The 23,486-nt window shown below is 62.8% G+C and carries 12 protein-coding genes and 1 pseudogene; 11 read left to right on the forward strand and 2 right to left on the reverse strand.

The features are described from left to right. Positions 1-150 precede the first annotated feature (150 nt). On the forward strand, positions 151-2,781 hold the full coding sequence (clpB, locus tag KY501_RS23530; protein ID WP_224365494.1) for an ATP-dependent chaperone ClpB: 2,631 nt from the start codon (positions 151-153) through the stop codon (positions 2,779-2,781). Positions 2,782-3,012: 231 nt separating this feature from the next. On the opposite strand, the gene KY501_RS23535 is transcribed toward clpB, so the two are convergent. Then, on the reverse strand, positions 3,013-3,258 hold the full coding sequence (locus KY501_RS23535) for a hypothetical protein (protein WP_224365495.1): 246 nt from the start codon (positions 3,256-3,258) through the stop codon (positions 3,013-3,015). Positions 3,259-3,423: 165 nt separating this feature from the next. On the opposite strand from KY501_RS23535, the gene KY501_RS23540 reads away from it, so the two are divergent. The 7 genes and pseudogenes from KY501_RS23540 to KY501_RS54335 form a co-directional block, all read left to right on the forward strand. Then, complete coding sequence (locus tag KY501_RS23540) at positions 3,424-7,023, forward strand: tetratricopeptide repeat protein (RefSeq protein WP_224365496.1); 3,600 nt, start codon at positions 3,424-3,426, stop codon at positions 7,021-7,023. Between the two features lie 292 nt (positions 7,024-7,315). Next, on the forward strand, positions 7,316-7,822 hold the full coding sequence (locus KY501_RS23545) for an RNA polymerase sigma factor (RefSeq protein ID WP_255636809.1): 507 nt from the start codon (positions 7,316-7,318) through the stop codon (positions 7,820-7,822). 580 nt (positions 7,823-8,402) lie between these two features. Beyond that, a complete protein-coding gene (locus KY501_RS23550; protein WP_224365667.1) occupies positions 8,403-12,671 on the forward strand; it encodes a tetratricopeptide repeat protein in 4,269 nt (1,422 codons plus the stop codon). A gap of 458 nt (positions 12,672-13,129) precedes the next feature. Further along, a complete protein-coding gene (locus KY501_RS23555; protein ID WP_224365497.1) occupies positions 13,130-13,483 on the forward strand; it encodes a hypothetical protein in 354 nt (117 codons plus the stop codon). 104 nt (positions 13,484-13,587) lie between these two features. Next, positions 13,588-15,069 (forward strand): hypothetical protein, encoded by a 1,482-nt coding sequence (locus tag KY501_RS23560; protein ID WP_224365498.1) that lies wholly within the window; start codon positions 13,588-13,590, stop codon positions 15,067-15,069. 117 nt (positions 15,070-15,186) lie between these two features. Next, complete coding sequence (locus tag KY501_RS23565; RefSeq protein WP_224365499.1) at positions 15,187-15,723, forward strand: RNA polymerase sigma factor; 537 nt, start codon at positions 15,187-15,189, stop codon at positions 15,721-15,723. Further along, positions 15,723-15,791, forward strand: a pseudogene (locus KY501_RS54335) (hypothetical protein); the annotation flags it as partial. The gene KY501_RS23565 and the pseudogene KY501_RS54335, both read left to right, overlap by 1 nt. Here KY501_RS54335 and KY501_RS53205 read toward each other — a convergent pair. Then, complete coding sequence (locus tag KY501_RS53205; RefSeq protein WP_255636784.1) at positions 15,777-15,905, reverse strand: hypothetical protein; 129 nt, start codon at positions 15,903-15,905, stop codon at positions 15,777-15,779. The pseudogene KY501_RS54335 and the gene KY501_RS53205 overlap by 15 nt on opposite strands. Positions 15,906-16,115: 210 nt before the next feature. Here KY501_RS53205 and KY501_RS23575 point away from each other — a divergent pair, with 210 nt between their 5' ends. From KY501_RS23575 to KY501_RS23585, 3 genes are all read left to right on the forward strand, one after another. Beyond that, entirely contained in the window at positions 16,116-18,698 is a 2,583-nt protein-coding gene (locus KY501_RS23575; protein ID WP_224365668.1) for a CHAT domain-containing protein, read from the forward strand. A 143-nt stretch (positions 18,699-18,841) separates the two neighbouring features. Further along, the gene (locus KY501_RS23580; RefSeq protein ID WP_224365500.1) at positions 18,842-20,383 is read left to right on the forward strand and encodes a hypothetical protein; all 1,542 of its coding nucleotides are present in this window, start codon (positions 18,842-18,844) and stop codon (positions 20,381-20,383) included. Positions 20,384-21,682: 1,299 nt separating this feature from the next. Next, positions 21,683-23,038: a methyl-accepting chemotaxis protein gene (locus tag KY501_RS23585; protein WP_224365501.1), complete on the forward strand. Its 1,356-nt coding sequence runs from the start codon at positions 21,683-21,685 to the stop codon at positions 23,036-23,038. The last annotated feature ends 448 nt before the right edge of the window (positions 23,039-23,486 follow it).

Genomic DNA, 23,486 nt, shown 5'->3' on the forward strand with positions numbered 1-23,486 from the left:
CCCGAAAAGGCGCGCGGCGTATAGCCCGGCCTCCTCACTCTGGCAACTCCCCAACCTTGGATTCCAAGACATTCCTAGCAGCCCGAACTATTCCGTGGATTTTGTAAACGAGTTGCTTGCCAAGGGGGGTTCGACCCTTACGTTGGCCTCATGAGACTCGACAAGTTCACTGTGAAGGCGCAGGAAGCGATCCAAGAGGGCCAGTCCCTCGCTCGTCGGGCGGACAATCCCAACTACGAGCCGGAGCACCTCGCGGCAGCGCTGCTCGGCCAGAAGGACGGCATCGTCGAGCCGATCCTCCGAAAGATCGGTGCGGACCCGAAGCTGTTCGCCAGCCGGCTGGGCGAGGCGCTCCAGAAGCTCCCGCGGATGCAGGGGGGCGAGAGCTCCATGCTCAGCCAGCGTCTGCTGAAGACCTTCGACAAGGCCGAGGACGAGGCCAAGGGGCTCAAGGATGAGTTCGTCTCCTCCGAGCACCTGCTGCTGGCGCTCACCCATGACAAGAACGCCATTGGCGAAGTGCTGAAGTCGTCGGGCGTCACGCGAGACCGCGTGCTGTCCGGCATCAAGGACGTGCGCGGCTCGGCCCGCGTCACCAGCCAGGACGCGGAGAACACCTACCGCGCGCTGGAGAAGTACGGGCGTGACCTGACGGAGGCGGCCCGCGCGGGCAAGCTGGATCCCGTCATCGGGCGCGACGAAGAGATCCGCCGCTGCGTCCAGGTGCTCAGCCGGCGCACCAAGAACAACCCCGTGCTCATCGGCGAGCCCGGCGTGGGCAAGACGGCCATCGCCGAGGGCCTGGCGCGGCGCATCGTCGATGGCGACGTGCCCGAGAGCCTGAAGAACAAGAGGCTGATCACCTTGGATCTCGGCTCCATGGTGGCCGGCGCCAAGTACCGAGGCGAGTTCGAGGAGCGCCTCAAGGCCGTCCTCAAGGAGGTGGCGGACTCGGCCGGTGAAGTCATCCTCTTCATCGACGAGTTGCACACCATCGTCGGCGCGGGCAAGGCCGAGGGCTCCATGGATGCGGGCAACATGCTCAAGCCGGCGCTGGCGCGCGGCGAGCTGCACTGCATCGGCGCCACCACGCTGGACGAGTACCGCAAGCACATCGAGAAGGACGCGGCCCTGGAGCGGCGCTTCCAGCCCGTCATGGTGGGCGAGCCCAGCGTGCACGACACGATCAGCATCCTGCGCGGCCTCAAGGAGCGCTACGAGGTGCACCACGGCGTGCGCATCCAGGACAACGCGCTGGTGGCCGCCGCCACGCTCTCGCACCGCTACATCGCGGACCGGTTCCTGCCGGACAAGGCGATCGACCTGGTGGACGAGGCCTCCAGCCGCCTGCGCATCGAGATCGACTCCATGCCCACGGAGATCGATGACGTGCGCCGGAAGATGACGCAGTTCGAGATCGAGCGCGAAGGCCTCAAGAAGGAGACGGACGCGCACTCGCTGGAGCGCCTGGGCCAGATCGAAAAGGAGCTGGCCAACCTCAAGGAGCGCTTCACCTCGCTCAAGGCGCACTGGGACGCGGAGAAGGCGGCCATCACGACGATTCGCGGGCTGAAGGAGAAGCTCGAGAAGGCCAAGAACGATCAGGCCGGGGCCGAGCGCACGGGCGACCTGAACAAGGCGGCCGAGCTGAAGTTCGGCGTCATCCCCTCGCTGGAGAAGGAGGTGAAGACGCAGAACGAGAAGCTCGCCGAGCTGCAGAAGACGCAGAAGTTCCTCAAGGAGGAGGTGGACGCGGAGGACATCGCCGAGGTGGTGGCCAAGTGGACGGGCATCCCCGTGTCCCGCCTCATGGAGGCCGAGGTCCAGAAGCTGGTGAAGATGGAGGACCGGCTGGCCCAGCGTGTCATCGGGCAGCGGGACGCCATCGTCGCCGTGTCCAACGCCGTGCGCCGCGCGCGCAGCGGACTCCAGGATCCGAACCGGCCCATCGGCTCGTTCATCTTCCTGGGCCCCACGGGCGTGGGCAAGACGGAGACCGCCAAGGCCCTGGCCGAGTTCCTCTTCGATGACGACAGCGCGATGGTCCGCATCGACATGTCCGAGTACATGGAGAAGCACGCCGTGGCCCGGCTCGTCGGCGCGCCTCCGGGCTACGTCGGCTACGACGAGGGCGGTCAGCTCACCGAGGCCGTCCGGCGGCGTCCGTACACGGTGATCCTCTTCGACGAGATCGAGAAGGCGCACCAGGACGTGTTCAACATCCTGCTGCAGATCCTCGACGAGGGCCGGCTCACGGACAGCCAGGGCCGCACGGTGGACTTCAAGAACACGGTGCTCATCCTCACGTCCAACATCGGCTCGCAGGCCCTGCAGGAGGGCATGGCCGGCAAGGACACGCTGGACGAGGCCACCCGTGGCGAGGTGATGGATGCGCTGCGCGCCCACTTCCGGCCGGAGTTCCTCAACCGCGTGGACGAGATCGTCATCTTCGAGCCGCTCAAGAAGAGCGACATCCACCGGATCGTCGACATCCAGTTGGGGCGACTCGGCAAGTTGCTGGCGGACAAGCGGCTCACGCTGGAGCTCACGGACAAGGCGCGCGGCTTCCTCGCGGAGCGCGGCTACGACCCGACGTACGGTGCTCGTCCACTCAAGAGGGCCATCCAGAAGTACCTGATGGACCCGCTGGCGCTGAAGGTGCTGGGGGGCGAGTTCCTCCCTGGAGACAACATCCAGGCGGACGCCGCCGGGGACGCGCTCAGCTTCGGCAAGGTGCTCGTCGACAACTCTCGCGACGAGAAGACTCGGAAGACCGCGTAGGTTCCTTCCCCTCCCCCTGCGCGGAGCCAACGCCCCACCCCTGCTCCAAGGGGGGTGGGGCGTCTCTATTCCTGGCTTGCCTGAAGCCCGTAATGTCCGCTCTCGCTCCTGCGGTATTTTCTTGTCCCCAGGACCGGGAGCACCATGACCTCTCCACTCGTCCGTACCATCGACCTCCTGCACTCCACGGACGGCCTGCACGTCCTGTGGCATGGTGCATCGGGCGAGGCTTCACGCCCGGTGGAGCTGGCGACCCAGGAACTCATCGCCCAGCAACTCAGGGCCCTCGCCGATGTCGAACGCGCCTCGAACCGCGACGCCTGTCTCCTGGCTCATGCGCAGAAGCGACTCGGACACACACTCCACCACCTGCTCGACGGTCCTGGTGAGCACTCCCTCCAGCATCACCTGCAGTCCGCACGGAACCCTGGCCAGCCACTCTCGCTCGTCATCCGCCTGCGCTCCAGCGATAGCCACGCTCTCGTCCACCACCCCGCCCTCCAGTGGCACCTCCAGTTACTGACCTCTCCAACGGCAGAGCCCCTGGCACTTCTGCCGAACGTGATCCTCAGCATTCAGCTCGGTGAGGCGGAGACCTCGCAGCCCGTACTCATCCCTGGCGGGCGCCTGCGGGTTCTCTTCATGGCCTACTCGCCGACTGACACTCCACCGGTGCTCAACTTCGAGGCCGAGGAGAAGCACTTCCTCGACCAGTTGGCTCACTTTGTCGAGCAGCGCCGTCTGCTCCTCGATGTCGCTGAAGAGGGAAGCCTCGCCGAACTGCGCCGCCGCCTCTCGCGCCACTCCTACGACATTGTCCACCTCTCAGGCCATGGCGCCATGACCGGCAAAGGCCCACGCCTCCTGATGGAGGGCGAAACGGGAGCGAGGCATGACGTCAGCCCCGACCAGCTCCTTGAAGTGCTCCGGCAGGCTCCCACGCCCCCCCGTATGGTTGTCCTTGCTTCCTGCAGCACTGCCGAGCAAGGAAACGGGGGGCCCAGCCTGGCAGCCGAGTTGGTGCATGGCGGTATTCCCTGGGTCGTCGGGTGGACCCGCCCCGTGCAGGATGGGTTGGCCAGAACCGCTGTTGCACAGCTCTACGACCGCCTGTGTCATGGCGAGGGGCCGGCCCAGGCTGTCGCTCGGGCGCGCCAGAGCCTCCGCGCGGAAGACTCGAGACGACCGGACCCCGGCCAAACACATACCTGGGCCAGCTTGCAGTATCTGACTACACAGCCGGCGGGCTTCGCCCTCGACTTGAGCGCTCCTCCTGCAACAGAGGAGTCACCTACGCGCGAGATGGTCTACACCACGTTGGGCAGACGCATGCGCGTCCTGAAAGAGGGCTTTGTAGGCAGACGCAGGGAGTTGCAGACGCTTGGGCGTATCCTCTGGCAGGGGCACTGGGCCGCTCCAGGCCAGGCCCCTCACCCTGTCGCGGGCGCACTTGTGACAGGAATGAAGGGACAGGGCAAATCCTGCCTCGTCGGTCGCGCGATCCAGCGATTCAGTCAGGAGGCGGGGGAGCTGGCCATGGTGGTGTTCCATGGCAAACTCAATGCGATTGAGTTGCTGGATACGTTCCGCCAGGAGGCCTCCCAGGCAAAGGATCTCGCAGCCACGGCTCTGCTCGATGACACAGTACTTTCGTTGCCACGTCGCCTGGAACTGTTGCTGAGCCACCACTGGCGGAAGCGCCCCATGGTGGTCGTGCTGGATGACTTCGAGCAGAACCTGGAGATTTCAGGCCAGGGTGAGGCTCGGCTCCATACCTTCGCCTCCGAACTGCTCGGCGCGCTCGTGCCCGCATGCAGAGGGGCGCAGCCCAAGGTCCTCCTCACTACCACCACCCTCTTCCCGCTCCCTCCGGGTTGCGAGGAAGCGCTCGTGAAAGTCCCCCTGGGGGCTCTTGAAAAATCGAGCATCAACAAGCTGTTGTTGAGGGAGTTGAAGGGGGACAGCAAGCTGTGGGCTGAACTTTGTGAGCGTTTGGGCCGCAATGCCCGCGTTCTCGAGTGGACTCGGCAGCTCATCACAGGGAAGACATCCAGCGAAGTGCGTAGGATGCTGGGACGAACAGACCAGGAGCTTCAAGACTGGCAGGGGAAGGTCCCTGATAGCGAGAAACAGGACGAATTGGCGGCGCTCTTCCTCAAGCACATAGCACTTGAGGAAGCCCGGACCCAAGTGGGGCCAGACGCGGAGACCTTTGTCGCGCGAGCGCGTGTCTACGAAGTGCCGGTACCCGTGGAGGCATTGAGCAGGCTGACCGAGGGGCTCACGGTGTCGCTCGGCCGCGACCTGGTCCCGCTGACGAACCTCGGGCTGCTAGAGGTAGGGAGTGAAGAAGGACAGGAGGTCTACCGGGTCAGTCCGCTGGTGAAAAAGAAGTTCGACGCGCCAGATGGCCAGCGGTGGCACGGTATCGCGGCGGAGTTCTGGTGGAAGGGGGTAAAGAGCGATACCGGCTGGTATGCATACGCCTTGCTCCAGGCCTGGGAGCATGCGCTGCAGGCTAGGAGGCAGGACATCGCGGACGCGGCTGCGGGCATACTCAATCCATGGCTGCACGATTGGGGCGAGTACTCACCAAACCTCAGCCTGGGTAGGCGGCACATGGCATTCTTCCCGGAGAGTGTAACGGGGCTGCACTGGACCGGCCATGCGCTCTACCGAATGGGCGATGTCGAAAACGGGCGGGCACTACTTGAGCGCAGTATAGAGCTCGCAGAGCGCTCCTTGGCTGGAAAGGAGCAGGCCCCATCCATCGTCAAGCAACGCTTGTCCGCCTGCCTCTATGAACTCGGCACAGTGCTGAGCGCCCAGGGAGAGTTGAAGCAGGCTCGTGCCCTGCACAGACGCTCCCTGAAACTCAGGAAGGAGGCGTTCGCCACTGAGAACCATCCCGTCGTCGCGGCCTCGTTTCATGAACTGGCAGTCGTGTTGGGGGCCCTGGGCGACTGGGTTTGCGCTCGCGCTTGCCTTGAACGGTCCCTGAAGATCTGCAAGCAGATATATGGCACCGAGGTCCATTCCTCTGTCGCCACCTCGTTGCAAATGATGGGAGCCCTGCTTCAAGCGCAGGGCGACACGAAGGAGGCCTGCTCTCACTTCCAACGGTCTCTCGAGCTCAAGAAGCTTGTGCACGGCACCGAAATCCATCCCTCCGTTGCCGCTTCGCTCCACGCTCTGGCAGTCGCGTTGCGAGCCGAGGGCAAGCTGGATTCCGCTCGCGGCCACCTCGAGCACTCCCTGGAGATCCAGGAGCAGGTGTACGGTACGCAATTTCATCCCTCTGTTGCCGCCTCGCTCCACGCCCTGGCAGAAGTGAATCTGCTCCAGGACGACCTGACGACCGCCAGTGCCCTCCTCGAACGGTCGCTGACAATCAAAAAGGAGGTGTTCGGCACCGAGCTTCATCCCGACGTCGCGGCCTCACTCCACGCATGGGGAAGAGTCCGTCACGCTCAGGGAGAGCTGGTATCCGCTCGCAATCTCTTCAAGCAGTCCCTGAGGATAAGCAGGCAGATATACGGCACTGAGAACCACGCCTCCGTCACCGCATCGCTCCACGAACTGGCGAGAGTGCTGCAGGCCCAGGGCAAGCAGGCATCCGCCTACATTCTCCTCAAGCGCATACTCAAAATAGACACACACATATCCGGCACGGAGGTCCATCCCTCCGTCGCCGCATGCTACGCCAACCTTGGCGCATGCCTGGTGGCACTCGGCCGGTCCGCGGAAGGCGAGACCATGCTCCGCAAGGCGCAGGAGCTCTTCGAGCACGTCCATGGCACTCGCGACCACTACAAGTACGCCGAGGTTGAAACCTCTCTCGCCATCCTGCTGCTGTCGCTTGATCGCGAGGAGGAGGCTCTGTCTCTCTTGCACCACGCCCGATCGGTGCTGCAGCCCAAGCTCCCCAACCATCCACTCCTCAAACGAATTCAGCACCTCCTCTCTCACCCGCGTGTGAATCTGCGCAAACTGGCGCACCTCGCGCTCGTCGCACGAGCCTCCCGCACCACTCCCCCTGACAAGCTGACCGAAGGACTTCAGGTGCTGAGAGATGCAGGCCCCCTGTACACGCTCGTCGCGGATTTCCTCGAGCACGTGGCGTGCAGCGCTCCCCTTCCTCCTGTCCCGGCAGCCCTCCCGAAGGAATTGGCAGAGCTCATGGGCTCCGTACGCACCGCGGCGGAGAAGTTACCCGTCTCCAAGCAGTTGGCTCCCAGATAGCATACCCTCATCACTCCACGCGATAGGACTATCCTTCCTCCGACATATGCTCCTCACACACCTCATTTGCGACGCACTCCTCGATCTCAGCCTCCCGGATGATGCTCATCCACCCTCTGTTGCGCTCCAGCAACGGATCTACCAAGCAGCCATCGACCTCGTCCCCCCCAACGACAGCGCCAACCGCAGCCATGACGAGCGCACGCGCGACTCTGACAATGCCCTCCTCCGCGCCTTCCTCAGAGGAGATGCCGGCTCCTTCAAGATGCTCATGGAGAGGCACCAACCTTGGATGACTGCTTGGGCGCGCCAGCATCTCCCTGACGCCGATGCCGACGACGCGGTACAAGATGCCTTCATCACTTTGCTGCACAAGGCCACCAAGCTCCATCCCGGAGCCACCTTGCGCAGTTTCCTCTTCGGGATCTTGCAGAACTTGGTGTTTCGTATCCGGCGCTCGCTTGCTCGTCGCCGGAACGAACCGCTCGAGGATGAAACAGAGGTGAATGCCGCGGACGTCGACCCCCCCTCGACCCCGGAGCTGGAGTTGCTCAACAAGCGTCCCTATCTTGAAATCGCGAAGGTACTTCACCGTGCATGTAGCCTCCCTGAACAGAGGGTGATTCTCCTGATGCTTGATGACCAGGACGACAAAGCCATCGCCGAGACCCTGGATATCACCGTCAACTACGTGCGAGTGCTTCGCTATCGGGCATTGCCGAAAATCCGCAAGGAGTTCGAAGAGCCCGCCCCTACGTCGGAGCAACAAGATGGGCTCGGCGGGCGTCGCAAGAAATAGCACCAAGCGCGCGATCGTGCTCTCCGTGTAACGTCTGTGCTCGCTACGGCGATACCGCCGTATCCCCAGCACCAGGAGCCCCATGTCCTCTTCCCCCCTGCACACCGTCGACCTGCTGCACTCTGCCGACGGCCTGCATGTCCTGTGGAGCTCTGCTCCCGGTGACAGGCCCCGCCCGGTGGAGCTGACCACGCAGCAGCATATCGACCAGCACCTCAAGGCCCTGGCACAGGCTGAGCGCGCCTTGAGCTTGAATGCCTCTCTCCTCCAGGCTGACGCTTACCGACAGCTCGGGCTCACGCTCTACGACCTGCTAGATGGCCCTGAGCATTTCCTGCAGCATCTGCTGCAGTCCTCTGAGGCCTCGGGCCAGCCCCTGTACCTCGTCATCCGCCTGCGCTCCAACCATGGCAAGCCCCTGCCCGATCACCCAGCACTCACATGGCAGCTCCAACTGCTTACCTCACCCTCGGCGGGGCCACTGGCACTCCTGCCTCACCTCACCCTCTGCCTCCAACTCGGTGAGGCCGAGCCCTCTGCGCCTGTCCTCCTCCCTGGTGGGCAGTTGCAGGTCCTCTTCATGGCCTACTCCCCCACGGACACTCCCCCAGTGCTCGACTACGAGGCCGAAGAGGAACTCTTGCTCTCCCAGCTGGCTCCCTTCGTCCAGCAGCGTCGCCTGGTGCTCCACGTCGCCGAGGAGGGCAGCCTCGCTGAACTCCAACGCCGCCTCTCCCTTCGCTCCTACGACATCCTCCACCTCTCCGGCCACGGCATCATGACCGACGACGGCCCGCGCCTCCTGATGGAGGATGAAACGGGCGCCAGACATGACGTCGGCCCTGAGCAGTTGCTTGCGGTGCTCCGGCTCGCGCCCCCCCGCCTGGTGGTCCTCTCTTCCTGCAACACCGCCGAGCACAGGAATGGTTTGCCCAGTCTGGTGGCCGAGCTGCTCCAGGGCGGTATTCCTTGTGTCGTCGGCTGGACGCGGCCTGTGAGAGACAGACTGGCCAGTACCGCGGTTGCACAGTTGTACGACCGTCTGTGCCAGGGAGAGGGGCCTGCTCAAGCCGTGGCTCGGGCACGTCTGGGTCTCTATCAGGAAGACTCCAAACGACTGCCATCCGCCCAGAGCCATACCTGGGCCAGCTTGCAATATCTGACCACACAGCCGATGGGTTTCGCTCTCAACCTGGACGAGCCACCTGTCACAGAGCAGTCGCCTACGCCCGAGGTCATCTACACCATGTTGGGCGGCCACATGCGTGTGCTCGCGCGCGGCTTTGTCGGCCGGCGTCGCGAGTTGCAGGTACTTGGGCGCCTTCTCCACCGAGGCAGCCAGACCTCTCCTGGCACGGCGGAGCGTCCCGGGGTGGGCGCCGTCGTGGTGGGAATGAAGGGCCAGGGCAAGTCCTGCCTCGTTGGACGTGCCCTCCAGCGCTTCAGCCAGAGTATCGGGGAACCCGCCACATTGGTGCTCCATGGCGAACTCAACGAGCTGACGCTGCTGGAAGCGTTCCGCCGGGAGACCACTCGCTCGAAGGATGCCAAAGCCGCAGCCTGGCTTGATGACACCACGCTACCGCTGCTGCAACGTCTCAAGTTGCTGCTGTGCGACCACTGGCAAGCTCGCCGCCTGGTGGTGGTGCTGGATGACTTTGAGCAGAACCTGGACATTCCTGGCCAGGGCGAGGCCCGACTCCGCAACGTTCTCGCCTCCGACTTGCTTGAGATGCTCGTGCCTGTGTGCGCTCAGCACCAACACCAACTGCTCATCAGCACCACTGCCCGCTTCTCTCTGCCCTCCCATCTCCAAGGCGCACTCGCGGTACTCCCTCTGGGGGCACTCGACCGAGCCAGCATCCAGAAGCTGTGGATGAGAGGCAGGGAGGGCGACAAGGAATTATCGCACGTAGACAAAGCTATATGGATCGAGTTGTGCGAACGCCTGGGCCGCAACGCACGCATCCTCGACTGGGCTCGACAACTCTTGGGAGGCAAGACGCCCGATGACTTGCATAAGATACTGGAGCAAGCAGGACAGGCTCTTCCAGACTGGCAGGGGAAGGCACCTGACAAGGCGAAGCAGGACGCTCTGGCAGCCCTCTTCCTCAAGCACCTGGCGCTTGAAGAGGCACGAACCAAGGTAGGTGCGGACGCACTGAGATTCATTGAGCGGGCGCGCGTCTACGAGGTGCCGGTACCAGTTGAGGCCTTGGACAGACTGACCGAGGGGCTTTCGGTGTCGCTCGAGCGCCACCTGGTGGCCCTGGCGAACCTCGGGTTGGTGGAGGTGGGGAACGACGAGGGGAAGGGAGTCTACCGCGTCAGCCCCCTGGTGATAGAGGAGTTCGATGCGCCCGACGCTGAGAGGTGGCATGCGGTTGCCGCAGAGTTCTGGTGGAAGAGAGCGAAGATTGACGGCAAATGGTATGCGCGCGCCACTTTCCAGGCTTGGGAACATGCACTGCGGGCCAGGCGGCAAGATATCGCGGATGAGCTTGCGGAGGCGCTCAATCCTTGGCTGCGTGATCAAGCGGAGTACAAGACGAGCGCCAGCATGGGTCGGCGGCACCGAGAGGCCTTCCCCAAGAGTGTGGTGGGGCTGAAATGGACCGGCTACGCGCTCTCCCAGACTGGCAATCTGCAAGAGGGGAAGGACTTGCTCGAGCAGAGCATCAACCTCACCGAGCTTGAACTGGCGGAAGAAGGGCCGAATCCATCCGCGGTCAAACAGCGCATGGCCAGTTGCCTCCATGAGCTGGCTGGCGTGCTCAGAGCCCAAGGCAACCTGGCAGCCGCCCGCTCTCACCTCGAGCGCTCTCTGGAGATAAAGAAGCAGGTATTCGGCACCGAGATCCATCCCTCCATCGCCGTCTCGCTCCATGGACTGGCAGGAGTCATTCGAGACCAGGGAAACCTGGCGGAGGCTCGTGCCCTCCTCGATCGCGTGAGGAAGATTCACGAGCAGATTCATGGCACTGAGGTCCATCCCTCCGTCGCCAGCTTGTTCCACGACCTGGCTGGCGTGTCGAGAGCCCAGGGAGATCTGGCGACGGCGCGCGCCCTCATTGAGCGCTCCCTGAAGATTCAGGAGCGGTTGTACGGCACCAGGGGCCATCCCTCCATCGCCGCCTCGTTCCATGCGCTGGCGGAAGTGCTGCATGCGCAGGGAAACCTTGCGGAGGCTCGCTCTTGCCTCGAGCACTCTCTGGAGATTCAAAAGCAGGTGCTCGGTACCGAGGTCCATCCCAACTTCGCTGCCTCGCTCCACGCATTGGCAAGAGTCATGCATGCCCAGGGAGACATGGGGGAGGCTCGCCGCCTTATCGAGCGATCCCGGGAGATTCAAGAACAGGCGCTCGGCACGGAGGATCATCCCAGCGTTGCTGCCTCGCTCCATGAGTTGGCCGCGGTGCTCCATGCTCAGGGAGAACCGGCGAAAGCCCGCTCTCACCTTGAACGCGCCCTGGCAATCAAGAAGCAATTATTCGGCACCGAGGCGCATCCATCCATTGCCGCCACGCTCCATGAGTTGGCAAGAGTGCTACAGGACCAAGGAGACCTGGCGGAGGCTCATTCCATCCTTGAGCGCTCCCTGGGGATTCAAAAGCAAGTGCACGGCACCGAGGTGCACCCCTCTATTGCCGCTACACTCCACGAGTTGGCAAGAGTGCTGCAGGCCACGGGAGATCTGGCGAAGGCTCGCACCTACCTCGAGCGCTCCCTGGAGATTCATGAGCAGGTGCACAACACCGGCATCCATCCCGACATCGCTGCTTCGCTCCACGAACTGGCCGGAGTGCTACAAGCCCAGGGGAAGCTGGTGGAAGCTCGCTCTCACCTCGAGCGCTCCTTGGAGATTTATAAGCAAGTGCATGGCACCGAGGCCCATCCCTCCATCGCTGCCTCGCTCCGCAAGTTGGCAGGAGTACGGCAAGCCCAAGGAGTACTGGGAGAGGCACGCTCCCACCTTGAGCGTTCCCTGAAAATAGACAAGCAAGTGCATGGCACCGAGGTCCATCTCTCGGTCGCCGCCTCGCTTCATGAGTTGGCCGCAGTGCTTCATGCGCAGGGCAAACTGTCGGAGGCTCGCTCCCACCTCAAGCGCTCGCTGGCTATCAAGCAGCAGGTACTCGGCACCGAAATCCATCCCGACGTCGCTACCTCGCTCCATGAGTTGGCAAGAGTGCTGCAGGCCCAGGGCGACCTGGTGACGGCCCGCTCCCACCTCGAGCGCTGCCTGGCGATTTTCAGGCAGGTGCTCGGCACTGAGGTCCATCCTTCCATCGCCGCCACGCTCCATGAGTTGGCGGGAGTCCTGCAGGCCCAGGGCGACCTGGTGACGGCCCGCTCCCACCTCGAGCGTTCCGCAGCAATCTACAAGCAGGTGTTTGGCACCGAGATCCACCCCTCCGTCGCCGCTTCGCTCCACGAGTTGGCAAGAGTGTTACAGGACCTGGGAGATCTGGAGACAGCTCTCCCTCTTTTCGAGCGCTCCCTTGAGATTCAAAAGCGGGCATTCGGCACCGAGGCCCATCCTGACGTCGCCATGTCCTACGCGAGCCTTGGGACGTGCCTCGCTTATCTCCGCCGGTTTGATGATGGCGAAGCCAAGCTCCGCAAGGCTCAAGGAATTTTCGAGCATGTCCATGGTACTCGTGACCACTACACATACGCTGAGATGGAGAGCTCGCTAGCCTTCATCCTGCTGGCGCGCCAGCGCCAGGAAGAGGCGCTGCCTCTCCTGCGCCATGCCGTGGCGGTGCTGCGAGCCCAGGTTCCCAGCCATCCACTGCTCGCACGAATTCAAAGACTCTTCTCTGGCTCGCGTATGCCCCCGTCCTGAGAGCAAGAGCGAGCAGGCCACGGAGAGTTCCCTGCGCCGCTCGCGGACTTTCGATGCGGCCGCGGCGTCACGCGGCCCATCTCTCAAGGCAGGCGCAACGCGCGGCTGACCGTCGCCTCTCCAATGCCCAGCAGGAGGCAAATCTACACCGATCACGCCAAGTGTATCCTGGAGTAGGCGATCCCCTCCGCCGAGATCGCTGAGCCGCGCCTCCTCAGGCTCGTTTCCACCAGGCCTGCCCGAAACCGCCGCGCACTTCGTCGGAGAAGTGCTGAAGGCCGCCGAGGATGTCTCGCTCTGGTCCTGTCGCAATGCCGGGGACCGGCTGCCTCGCCAACGCCGGGTTGAGGATGGAGCGCTGTAATAGAAAGCCGCCTCGATGCGATTTTGCTTTGCGCGCGCAACGCAGTCTGTTGCGAAACCACTGGTGGTTTTTCTCACAATGCCGAGGAGAACCAATGTCGAACTGCAATAGCCGAGAGCTGCCTCCCTTCGCCTCACTCGCCGAGATCGTGGATCCCCCGCCTCCTCCCAAGGATTCACCCCCGGGTGTGAAGCAGGACGGCAAGACGGATGTGCCCCCGCAACTCCAGGAGAAATGCGCGCCAGAAAGCGTGGAGAAGCAGTCCACTTGCAATGGCCGAGAGCTGCCTCCCCTCGTCTCTCTCGCCGAGATCGTGGATCCCCCGCCTCCGCCCAGGGATTCGCCCCCGGGCGTGAAGCAGGACGGCGAGACGGATGTGCCCCCGCAGCTCCAGGGGAACCGCTCGCCAGATGGCGCGGAGAAGCAGTCCACCGCGGCGGATGAGTAGCTTCTAGCCGTTTCATTCTTACAGAAGGGGGCTCCTCTTGAGGGGCCCCCTTCTCGTCTGAAGAAGCACCGCATCAAGCTTTTCCCCTCACGCGAGGAGGCGCCATGCCCGAATCCGCCAAGAAGATCCCGCGTCGTTCCCTCAAGGATGCGCTGCTACTGATGGCCCGCGATGACGGCAGCCCTGTCCTTGCCCACGGGCTGCCACTCGATGTGGCCCAGACGCTGCTGCCCCAACGCCTTGAGACGAACGTCCTCGCGTCCCTTCACGACGCCGGAGGAGACCCGAATGACCTCACCCATCAGAAGTGGGGCATCGTGGCTCCCGAAGGTCCTCTTGGAGATGAACTGCTCGGGCACATCCGGCCGCTCCTCCGGGCGCGAGAGGCGGAACAACAAGAGAATGCCCTCATCTACAGGGTGCCCCCCCGCATGAGCACCGTGCAGGCACGAGCGTGGGGGCGCCAGATCCTCCTGCATCGCTCCCACCCCCAGGGACCGCCGCGTTACCTGCTGCTCCTGGGGGACCTCGACCAGGTGCCCCTCGAGCTCCAGTTGGCCCTCAACAGCGAGTGCTACGTGGGCCGGCTCGCCTTCCCTGCAGGCTCTGGCTACGCGGCCTACGCCGCCAAGGTCCTTCACTGGGAACGAAGGGTTCAACGCCCCGCCGCACGGATGCTGTTCTTCACGGCACACGACGCGACCCCCGCCACGAGATTGAGCTACCGCGAACTCATGGCGCCCACCCTCCAGCAGTGCATCGAGGACCACGCCCGTGGTTCCTTCCAAGCGAAGGAAATCATCGAGGTGGGGGATCACTCGAATTGGGGATGCGGTCCCCTGCTCCGCCAGGCCGCAGTGCCCATTCCGAGCACGCTCTTGACCCTGAGCCATGGCATCGGCGCTCCCCGCAGAGGCGGCTGGAGCTCCGACGAAGAGCAACGAAGGCGTCAGGGTTCCATGAGCCTCGGAACTGAAAGCCTCGAAGCTTCGCATGTGGAGAAGCGTCGCTTTCTCCCCGGCGGCTTCTGGTTCAACGTCTCATGCTTCGGGGCAGGCACACCCTCGCAGAGCAGCTACTTCCCATGGCTGAAGCGGCTCCAGGAAGAGAAGCTCTTCAACGAGCCCCTGGAAACCGTCCTGGAGTCACTCGCACGAAAAGAGCCCTTCGTGTGTGCGCTCCCCCAGTCCGTGCTCGCGAACCCCGAGGGCCCGCTCGCGGTCATCGGCCACGTGGATCTCGCCTGGACGTTGGCATACTGCGAGAAGTACGGAGGGCATCCGTCGCACTTCGCCAATGCCCTCCGGCTCGTCATGTCGGGTTGCCGTGTCGGCCTCGCCATTCATGTCCTTGGTCGTGCGGCAGCCAATCTCTACGCCGACCTGGGAGCACGGCTCCAGGAGATCGAACAGGCCCGCGCTTGGAACCTGCCGCCCCCTGCATTCCCATCCCTCCATCTCCTCTGGATGACCTGCAATGATCTCTCGGGCTACGTGCTCCTCGGTGACCCCGCTGTGCAACTCCCCCTCCGCGCCCCCAAGGCGAAGCCACGCACGAGCAGGCCCCCGCGCCAAAGGAAACCCTAGGCAATTCCCATGGTAGGACGATGTGGGCCTGCTCCCCAGCAAGCGCCCTCGCGGCGTGCAGCCAGAGACTTCCTGTTCGTAATTTTTCCCACCCGCCGCCGTTCTTGAAGGCGTCAGATGTCGAACGGCAGGTGCACTATCAACACTTCCCCGGAAAGAGACGTGGACCCCCGATTCGTGGAGCTGAACGCCCGCCATCGACGGTGTCTCTTGCGTACCGCGCTACGGCTGTGTCGCAACCCCTCCATCGCGGAGGAGTACGTCCAGGAGACCTTCCTGCGCTACTTCCAGAAAGGGTACAGCCTTCGCCAGGGTGAGAGCGCCATGGAGCGGGCCCTGCTCGCCCGCATCCTGGCAAACGTGATCATCGATGCGTCTGAAAAGCTGCGGAGAGAGTCCAACGATCTTCACACAGCCGCACCGATCCTGACGACCGCTCAACTCCCCTCCTTCATCGTCCAGGACAAGGATCTGTACTCAGCGATCGGGCAGCTCTCCATGAAGATCCGGACAACAATGTGGCTCTATTTGGAGGGGCTGAAGAACCCAGAGATCGCCGCGCTCCAGCGCATCCCGGTCCAGACCGTTGCGAAGCGCCTCTTTGATGGAAGAGAGAAGCTGAAACAGCTCCTCTCGCCGAAAGGACCTGTCTGATGTCAACGCCCGGCCCATGTGCCCTCATCGCGCGGTTCGTTGAAGGGGAGCTCTCACCCGAGGAGGCCAGGGAGTTCCAGCTCCATCTCGCGGGTTGCGCGCAATGCCAGAAGGAACTCGCAATCCGGCTTCAGATCGATGCACTGGCGGAGCTGGGCCTGGAGCAGGGACCGTTCCAGCATGCGGCCCCCAGATCGCACCGTCTCTCACGCTTGGCGGCGATCTCCACTGCGGTGGCACTTGCCGCAGCTGCTCTGCTCCTGCTGCTCTATCAGAGCCGTCCCCCTCCAGAGCCATCCCTGGAGTTGGTATGGGCACCGAAGGGTGGAAACGCCCTCCTTCCGCGGACAACACACCCCGAGGCCGACCGGTTCCGCATCGGTGCACGGCAGATGGGACCACCTGCCCCCACCGAGCCATTCCCATACAAGGAATTCGCCCAGCTGCTTCAGCGGAATGACCCCCTCGAGATCTCGACAGCCCTCCTGCTCTGGGGGAAGGCCGGCGAGGCCGAGACCCGGCTGACAACCGCTCGCAAGGATGGCCTCATCGCTGAATCCGAGGACTATTGGAACACCCTGGCCGCCATCTATGTTGCCCAGGGTCGGTTCCAGGAGGCGCTCCCGCTGCTCGCGCAGGTGCTGAGGCAGAGGTCCACGCACCCACAGGCGCACTGGAACCGCGCCAAGGCGCTCGAAGGGCTCGGACTGACACTCTCCGCCAGCCGTGAGTATGAAGCGGTCTCTCAACTCGAACCCACGGGCTCCGGATGGGCCTTGGAAGCGCAGCGGCATGTCGCGCGCCTGGCTCCGAACTTCGAGGTCCAGTCGCGCTGGAAGAAGGTCCTCGCCGCAGGGGATGCCCTGATCGACGCGAGGGTCCTACCGCCGCCCGACCTGAACCTGGCCAACTCAGCCATCGCCAGGCTCTTCTTCTACGAGGCTGTCCGGACTCGGCAGTCCGTCCAGGATGTGCAAGCACTGCTGCCACTCGCGAGCGTGCTGGATCCCTCAGGCGTCCTGAGCCGCTACACGGAGGGCGTCGCCGCGCGTGAATTCAAGAAGAGGGCCCCCCTCGCGCAACAATACAAGACTCTCTGGAAGGCAATCCGCCAGGGCACGGGCATGACGCCGCAGCTCCAGCAGACCGCAGCGGCCTTGCTCAGCTGCCAGGAGGATGACCTCGCCATCGGCGCGGCGATCCTCCTGCCCCAGGAGCGCCAGAGCCTCCAGGTGCTCGAGGAGCGCGTTGCAAAGTTGAGGGACCCCTGGTTCGACGTGATGCTGGGGCAACGCCGGGCGGCGGCCGCTCGCGCCCAGGGTGATCTCCGCGGGGCGCAGCGGGCGTTGACCCAGGCGCTCGATTTCTGCGCGAAGGGAACCATCCCGTATCGCTGCATGGATGCGGAGTTCGACATGGCCATCATCCAGAGCAGCCTCTCCGAGCTGGATGTAGCTCAAACGCATGCCGAAAAGGGGCTGACACTTGCATTCGGATTCAACGAGCATGGCAAGGGGCTGCAGCTCATCGAGCTGATCGCGCAGATCGCCAAGCTCAGGAATGATGTCCCGGTTGCTCGCGCATACCTGGAGGAAGCGGTGCAGAGAGCCCGGGACGACAAACCCAGCCAGCACCATATCCACCAGACCCTCATGAACCTGGCGCTGCAGGAACTCGACTTCGCCAGCGCGCGGCAAGAACTCAACCTCGCACTCGCGACGGGCGAGCCCCTGACCCTCGCCGGTGCAATGGATCTGGCTGACATCGCCCGGCATTTGCCTGATGCAGGGGATGAGGCCGCCTTCCTCCGCGCCATGGAGGTACACCGGGCCAATGCCTCTCCGGGCCAGCAGGCCCTCTGGCAGCATGCCTTGGGACGGTTCTACCTCGCTCTTCAGCGCGAGTCTGGGCGCACCTCTCTGCAGGACACCCTGCGCGACATGCAGAAGCGTTCACCTCAAGAGCTGGAGCTCGACCAGGACCTTCAGCGAGCCCTGGCCGGCAGCTATCACGAGCTCATCCTCGACCAAGGCCGGCTCCAGGACTTCCCAGCCGCGCTGGAGCTGTTCGCCCAGGAACAAGGCTTCTCGACTCCCGCCCGGTGCGCTGTGGCACTCACGGAGGAGAGAGAGCGCAGCCTGCTGATTGTCCGAGGCGCCTCGGGTGAGACCTGGGGCCGCTTCGAGGGCAACCGCAGCCAACGCCTCCCACAGGACATGACGGGAATACTCCCCGGCGAAGCACTCGCGATGCTGCGCGGCTGTACACAAATCGAGGTGATCACCCGCCCGCCGCTCTACGACCGGCGAAACGTCCTGCCACCTGAAATGGCTTGGAGTTACCACATGCGGGCCGTGACCTTGCAGCCCGATTCGGGCCCTGGGCAGCATCTCATCGTGTCCGATGTGAAGTATCAGCAGGTGGAGGGCCAGAAGCGCGAGCAACTGAGATGGACTCCTGCTTCTGGAGTGGGCCAGAAACGCATCTTCCTGCAAGGATGGGACGCAACGCCTACACGCGTGCTTCAGGCGATGGTGGATGCCACCGAGATCGATCTCGTCACACACGGGGACAAGGCTCAGGCCTCCAATTCCTCCTTCTTGGTGCTCGCCCCGGAGCCCACTGGGGAGGATCGGCTCACGGTCGCTCGCCTCCGGCAGATGGCGAACCTGAAGCGCGCGCCGTTCGTGGTGATCGCCGCATGCGAAGGCGGTCATACCTCTCCCATCTCCCACGAGGCCGTCAGCATCCCTGCGATGCTCCTCCGCAAAGGGGCCCGGGGAGTACTGGCCGCCACGGTGGTGCTCAATGACACAGCAGTCAACACAGTCGTGAATGCCGTGCGGGAAGAGATGTATCAGGGAAAGCCCCCCGCCATCGCTCTGCGAGACGTGCGCCAGCGCTGGTTGGCGGAGCACAAGGACCCTGAAGCCTCCGAAGACAAGTGGATCGACCACATCCTCCTGTTCGAGTGAAGGTTTCGAAATCCAGCATCAAACCGGCGGTCCATCGGATTCGCGTCCTCGTGGAAATCAATGGGAAGACGGCGGAGCCATCTCCGGGGCTTACGTGAAGCGCTGAGCACATCTAGACGCCATTTCCCTAGAAAGCCTGGGACATGCAAAATCGCCAGACCCTGTTCGTTCCCTCAGCACCCGATTTAAGCCACATCGAAATAAAGGGGCTGGACAGCCTCACGATTCCCCGCGGAGGAGACAACGTCAAAGCAGTAGTGGACGTGCTCATCCTCGGTGCCAAGGAATCTGGCAAAACACAGTTTCTCGCACATGTCGCGCGCACCCTTGAAATGAAGCCGATCCAGGGGTTGTCGGCGGCGGAGACGAACTTCAATGGTGATCTCTGGGAAAACACGCAGAAACTCGACTACAGAATGTTTGCCACCACGGCTACCGAGGTCGTCCATTACGTGCTCCAAGAGGACGCCGGCCGGTTGGCCGAAAAAGTCCTCGACGCCAACTTTTGGGCTGGACTCAAGATTTTCTCCCGGCGTAGCGGCTTTTTCAGGAGCATTACCCTCGGAATAGGAGCCATCCTGGCGGTACATGCCGCGCTCGCTGTCTATCTCCTGCCCCTGTTCAAGCCCACGCCCATGGGACATTGGTGGTTGCTCACGACATTTCTGTTATCGGCCACGGCCACCATCGTCCGAGTCTGGCAGACGACACGAAACGCCTTGGCTGAATCCGGCACGATCGAAGTCGTCCTGTGGGACTTCGCTGGTGAGCACTTCATCGACAATCTGGCCCAGCATCTTGCGTTCATCCAGACATTGGTCAGGCGGCGCCAGGAACTTCATACCCTCCCAGGGGGCGCCCATTACGCTTTCCTGCCGGCGCTGATCTTCGACCCGCTCCAGGTTGAAATCTGCAATTCGCTCCGTGAACGTCTTTCCCAGGTGGTCCATTACACCCTCAAGACAACGAGCGATGTCCTCATCGTCATACCCCGCAACCGGCTGCTCGAGGGGATTCGCCGCCTCCAAGACACCTTCGTCGGCGTCGTCAAGAAGCTCGCCAAGAGCAACATTTCCCATCTCACCTCCCAACCCTCCACGCACCCATCCAGAGAACCTGGAGGCGAACACCCCACAGAGCAACAGCGCGGACAGCTAGAGAGAACCGCGGAACTCGATCAGCTCCCGCCTGCTCCTGTAAGCGACCTCCCCCCCGAACACTCCATCAGAATCATCAGGCCCGCCGAGGTGAGCAAGGCATGCGGGGAGAGGAATCTGAAGAGACGTATTCACCGCAGTCGAATTCGCACGCTCTATTACGACGCCGACCCCGCGGCGACCTGGAAGCAGTGCCAGAAGAAAAAGGCACAGGACTGCATCCACAGACTCGCCGAGGCTGAAGAGAGACCACTCCCATTGATCGACGTCAAGGCCAACGTCGATGGCAACGCCGTGGAGCTGACAACGTTCTTGATCTACGAGTATCAAGAACGAGGCGGCGACTTCAGCGGAGTAGAGAATGGAGATGTCTTCTTCGACTGGATCGGCTCCAATATATGGCCGGTCAACTGGGACAGAATGATGGCCTTCGTTCCTCCGGACCCGCTGGGCCCTGGCGGCTCCTCCTCTCCAGCATCGCAATCCGACCACTTCTCTCAACCCATCGGCTTCTCTACGGGGAGTTGAGGTTCCAGGTGATGCATGTCTCTGGTATCCCTTCGCTACTTCTGGAACCAGAAACACCCGACCCTGTCCAATCAGGCGTGGGAGTTCCACTGGCACCCCCATAATCCGCCACAAGAGTTGCGCCTGGCAGTAGAAGCGTTTGACCGGCGCGCCGGAGGCAAACCCTTCGCGATATGGAGTATCACACCTTCGTCCCTCGTCTGGTTACGCTCGTTCTCGGATTATGCGCCGAGCGAGCAACGCGCCTACCGAGGACTTGCCGGCGTCGTCGCCCGCCTTGAGTCCGGTGATGAGGCAGACTGGGCAGACCTGCTTCCCAATCTGCTCCGCCAAGACATTCTGCCCCCCCCTCAGCGCTTCGATCCCGCGAATCCGAACTTGCAGGTTGCTACCACGCTCAAGGTAGAACCTTCAGGGCGCTGGCCCGGCAGTGCACCGGACTTTGGGCCACACGGAAATACCCCTGACTCGATTCGCCAATGGGCGCAGGCGGTATGCTTCGGAAGCCCTCTTGACACGGAGTCCCCAGCAGACCCTCGTCTGATGCTGCACTTCGGAGAGCTCTTTGCGCGGATGCCTCGCACACTGCGCACCTCCCCACGGGGTGGGCTCATCACGACTTCCCTGCCAACAACTGCTCGAGAGTCACAGAGGCCTGGAAGAGATGCGCTTTGCCATTACCTCGCCCAAAGCTGGGTACTTCAACCCATATTGGCGTCACGCAACCTGTCAGACTATCCTGAGTTTGTCTGGTTTCTTGCGGACTACATGGCGCGAGCGCTAACGATACCGACCGTTGACTTGATAGAGGAGGTCGAACAAGTCACGAGAGCCTGGAACCGGCCAGAGTTCCTCACTGCGTACCTGGAGAAGACTCTCGGGCTCAAACTCCAAGCCTCCGGACAACCTTTCTCATTGGCTGAGCGCTACGCCCGCCTGCTCGACTGGGGTGACTCGCGACGGCTCTGGACATCCATCGTCCACCTCTGGGGCATCCGAGCCCTCGTCACCGAGAAGGGGCCCGTGGAAGCAGACCCTATCGCACGTGTGCTGGCTTGCCGAGTGATCGGGGATCATTTTGCGAGGCTGGATCATCCAGCACGTAGCGATCTGCCCCTCAGATACCTCGCGCGGCTTGGAACCAGCACATACTTGAGCGCCGCGCGTAAGCATGAGCTCGGTCACTCTCTTTGCAAATACCTACCCGCTGAAGTCCTGAGAACCCCTGCGGCATCCAGCTACCGGCTGCTCCCCGCAGCGCACCTCCAGCAGCGGCCCATGCTTCACCCGAGGACAGCCATGAGTGCCGAGAAGCAGGACCTCCCCAGCCTGAAGGATGATCGTACGCCTGAGGAGCAACTGGCCCAGATGAGCGAGCATCTCGAGCATATGCTGGAAAGGCTAGAAGGGCTCACTGATGCCGCCGACGAATATGCTCGAGGTATGAGGCGCCGCATCGAAGTCGATGCGCGAAAGTCGGCGGAGGAGACCACGAGGCAGTTCCTCGACGAGCTGAACCTCCGGATCAGTGATACATTGAATGGGCTGATCACCGTCCGATTGAAGCCGCAGCTCGAGGCATTCGCGCAATCAGTGGACACCACCGCCAGCCAGCTCAACGACGTGGCGGAGCAGCTCTCGAAGGCCCTCGGAGCAGCGAACCAGATTGCTCGGCACTCCCAGACGATTCAGGACAATCTCTCTGCCACGGAGCAAGACGTCAAAGCCGAGGGACAACGGGCCACGAACAGCCTCAAGCGCGTTGGGGATGATGTGGCAAAGATGGGGGAAGGTTTCGCGAAGGTGATGGGCGACCTCCGTCAGCGTATGGAGATGATACCGCCAGCCCCTCGCAATGATGGCGACAAAAGGAGGATCGAATGGCAAAGTTCATATGGGCTCGCCGCAGGCGTGCTTGCCCTGGGCATTCTCCTCGTCTCAGCCATGGCCTTTCTGATTCTTTGGCCACCACCGCCCCCACCGCCCCCCAAAATGGCGGCTACGTACGAAGAATGTCCGACAAGCACTCGGGGGATGATCACGCTGCTCTGCGCAATCAAGCATCACCTCAACCAGCAATGCAGGAGCACGGTGCCGCTGGACGACGAGACTGATCTTGGGTCACTCTTGACAAGCCTGAAGAAATGCCCGCCAGAAGGAAGCGGCAGAGTCGTCACCCTGCTCGCGGAACGCCGCAAGCTCCTGAACGAACAGACACTCCTGGGCTGGAGGAGCATCAGCATCCCGGCGGCCTCCTCCCCTACCGCTCTCTTGGACCTCCTTGACGAGCTTGAGCATAAAAGCGAGCCAGCCGAGTCAACCCAGAAGCAACAAGCCACCACGCAACACGCTTGCACGGCGCTTTCCCCAGAGCAGTCCGGAAAGATGCTCCATGCTCACCTGCTCCAGGCATGTGCGCATGAATTATGCCAGCCACAAGGCTCGCTCGACGGTGGAATCGGCTTGCCCGGCAACATGGACTCACTCCTCTCACACTGCTCGCCAAACAGCGAAGGCTCCAAGGAGTTGCTAGAAGCCATCCAGGACCTCCAACGGCGCAAGATTCTCCAGAAAAGCACGGTGAAATGCTCAACGCCTGGGTTCTCCAATAGCAGATACACCATTTCGGCGGACTGGGTTCGCTCCTGCCAATAAGGGCCCGCTGAGCATGCCAACGTCCATCTCACAATTGCTTTGGGTTCTAGGATTCATTCTGCTGGTATGGGGCACCCACTTGCGGTGGCCGACCAGCACGTCCGTACCCATCTGGCGGATCTGGGGGTTGTTCCTCCTCGTAGCCGTGCTCGGTCTCGGCTCCTGGTGGTCCTTTGGCGTCGGAATCGCGCAGGAAGGCCGCGACAAGGTAGAACTCATACTCAAGAGCAGCCCGGAAACCGCTGGACAGCAGACGGCCGGACGCGTGCGGATCCTCATGAGCTATGTGCAGGTTCTCCCCTCCGCGCCCACACCAGGTGGAGGTGCTCCCAGCGCATCTTTTGGGTACTCGCCGACCTCATCCCTACGGCTACCCCAGGAGTATGGGCTCATTGAGTCCACGCGCAGTGGTGACGTCTTCATCGTGAGTCCCCTGAAGGACGGAAGC

The organism is Hyalangium versicolor, assembly GCF_020103695.1.
Classification (GTDB): domain Bacteria; phylum Myxococcota; class Myxococcia; order Myxococcales; family Myxococcaceae; genus Hyalangium; species Hyalangium versicolor.

What these genes read in the sequence shown, in the direction of transcription:
- KY501_RS23565 (WP_224365499.1), top strand. Translation starts at nt 15,187, where the DNA reads ATGTCGAACGGCAGGTGCACTATCAACACTTCCCCGGAAAGAGACGTG.
- KY501_RS23585 (WP_224365501.1), top strand. Translation starts at nt 21,683, where the DNA reads ATGAGTGCCGAGAAGCAGGACCTCCCCAGCCTGAAGGATGATCGTACG.
- KY501_RS23545 (WP_255636809.1), top strand. Translation starts at nt 7,316, where the DNA reads ATGACTGCTTGGGCGCGCCAGCATCTCCCTGACGCCGATGCCGACGAC.
- KY501_RS23580 (WP_224365500.1), top strand. Translation starts at nt 18,842, where the DNA reads ATGCAAAATCGCCAGACCCTGTTCGTTCCCTCAGCACCCGATTTAAGC.
- KY501_RS53205 (WP_255636784.1), bottom strand. Translation starts at nt 15,905, where the DNA reads ATGCTGGAACGGTCCCTGCTCCAGGCCCAGCTCCGCCAGTGCATCGAT.
- KY501_RS23575 (WP_224365668.1), top strand. Translation starts at nt 16,116, where the DNA reads ATGGGACCACCTGCCCCCACCGAGCCATTCCCATACAAGGAATTCGCC.
- KY501_RS23555 (WP_224365497.1), top strand. Translation starts at nt 13,130, where the DNA reads ATGTCGAACTGCAATAGCCGAGAGCTGCCTCCCTTCGCCTCACTCGCC.
- KY501_RS23550 (WP_224365667.1), top strand. Translation starts at nt 8,403, where the DNA reads ATGGCCTACTCCCCCACGGACACTCCCCCAGTGCTCGACTACGAGGCC.
- KY501_RS23560 (WP_224365498.1), top strand. Translation starts at nt 13,588, where the DNA reads ATGCCCGAATCCGCCAAGAAGATCCCGCGTCGTTCCCTCAAGGATGCG.
- clpB (WP_224365494.1), top strand. Translation starts at nt 151, where the DNA reads ATGAGACTCGACAAGTTCACTGTGAAGGCGCAGGAAGCGATCCAAGAG.
- KY501_RS23540 (WP_224365496.1), top strand. Translation starts at nt 3,424, where the DNA reads ATGGCCTACTCGCCGACTGACACTCCACCGGTGCTCAACTTCGAGGCC.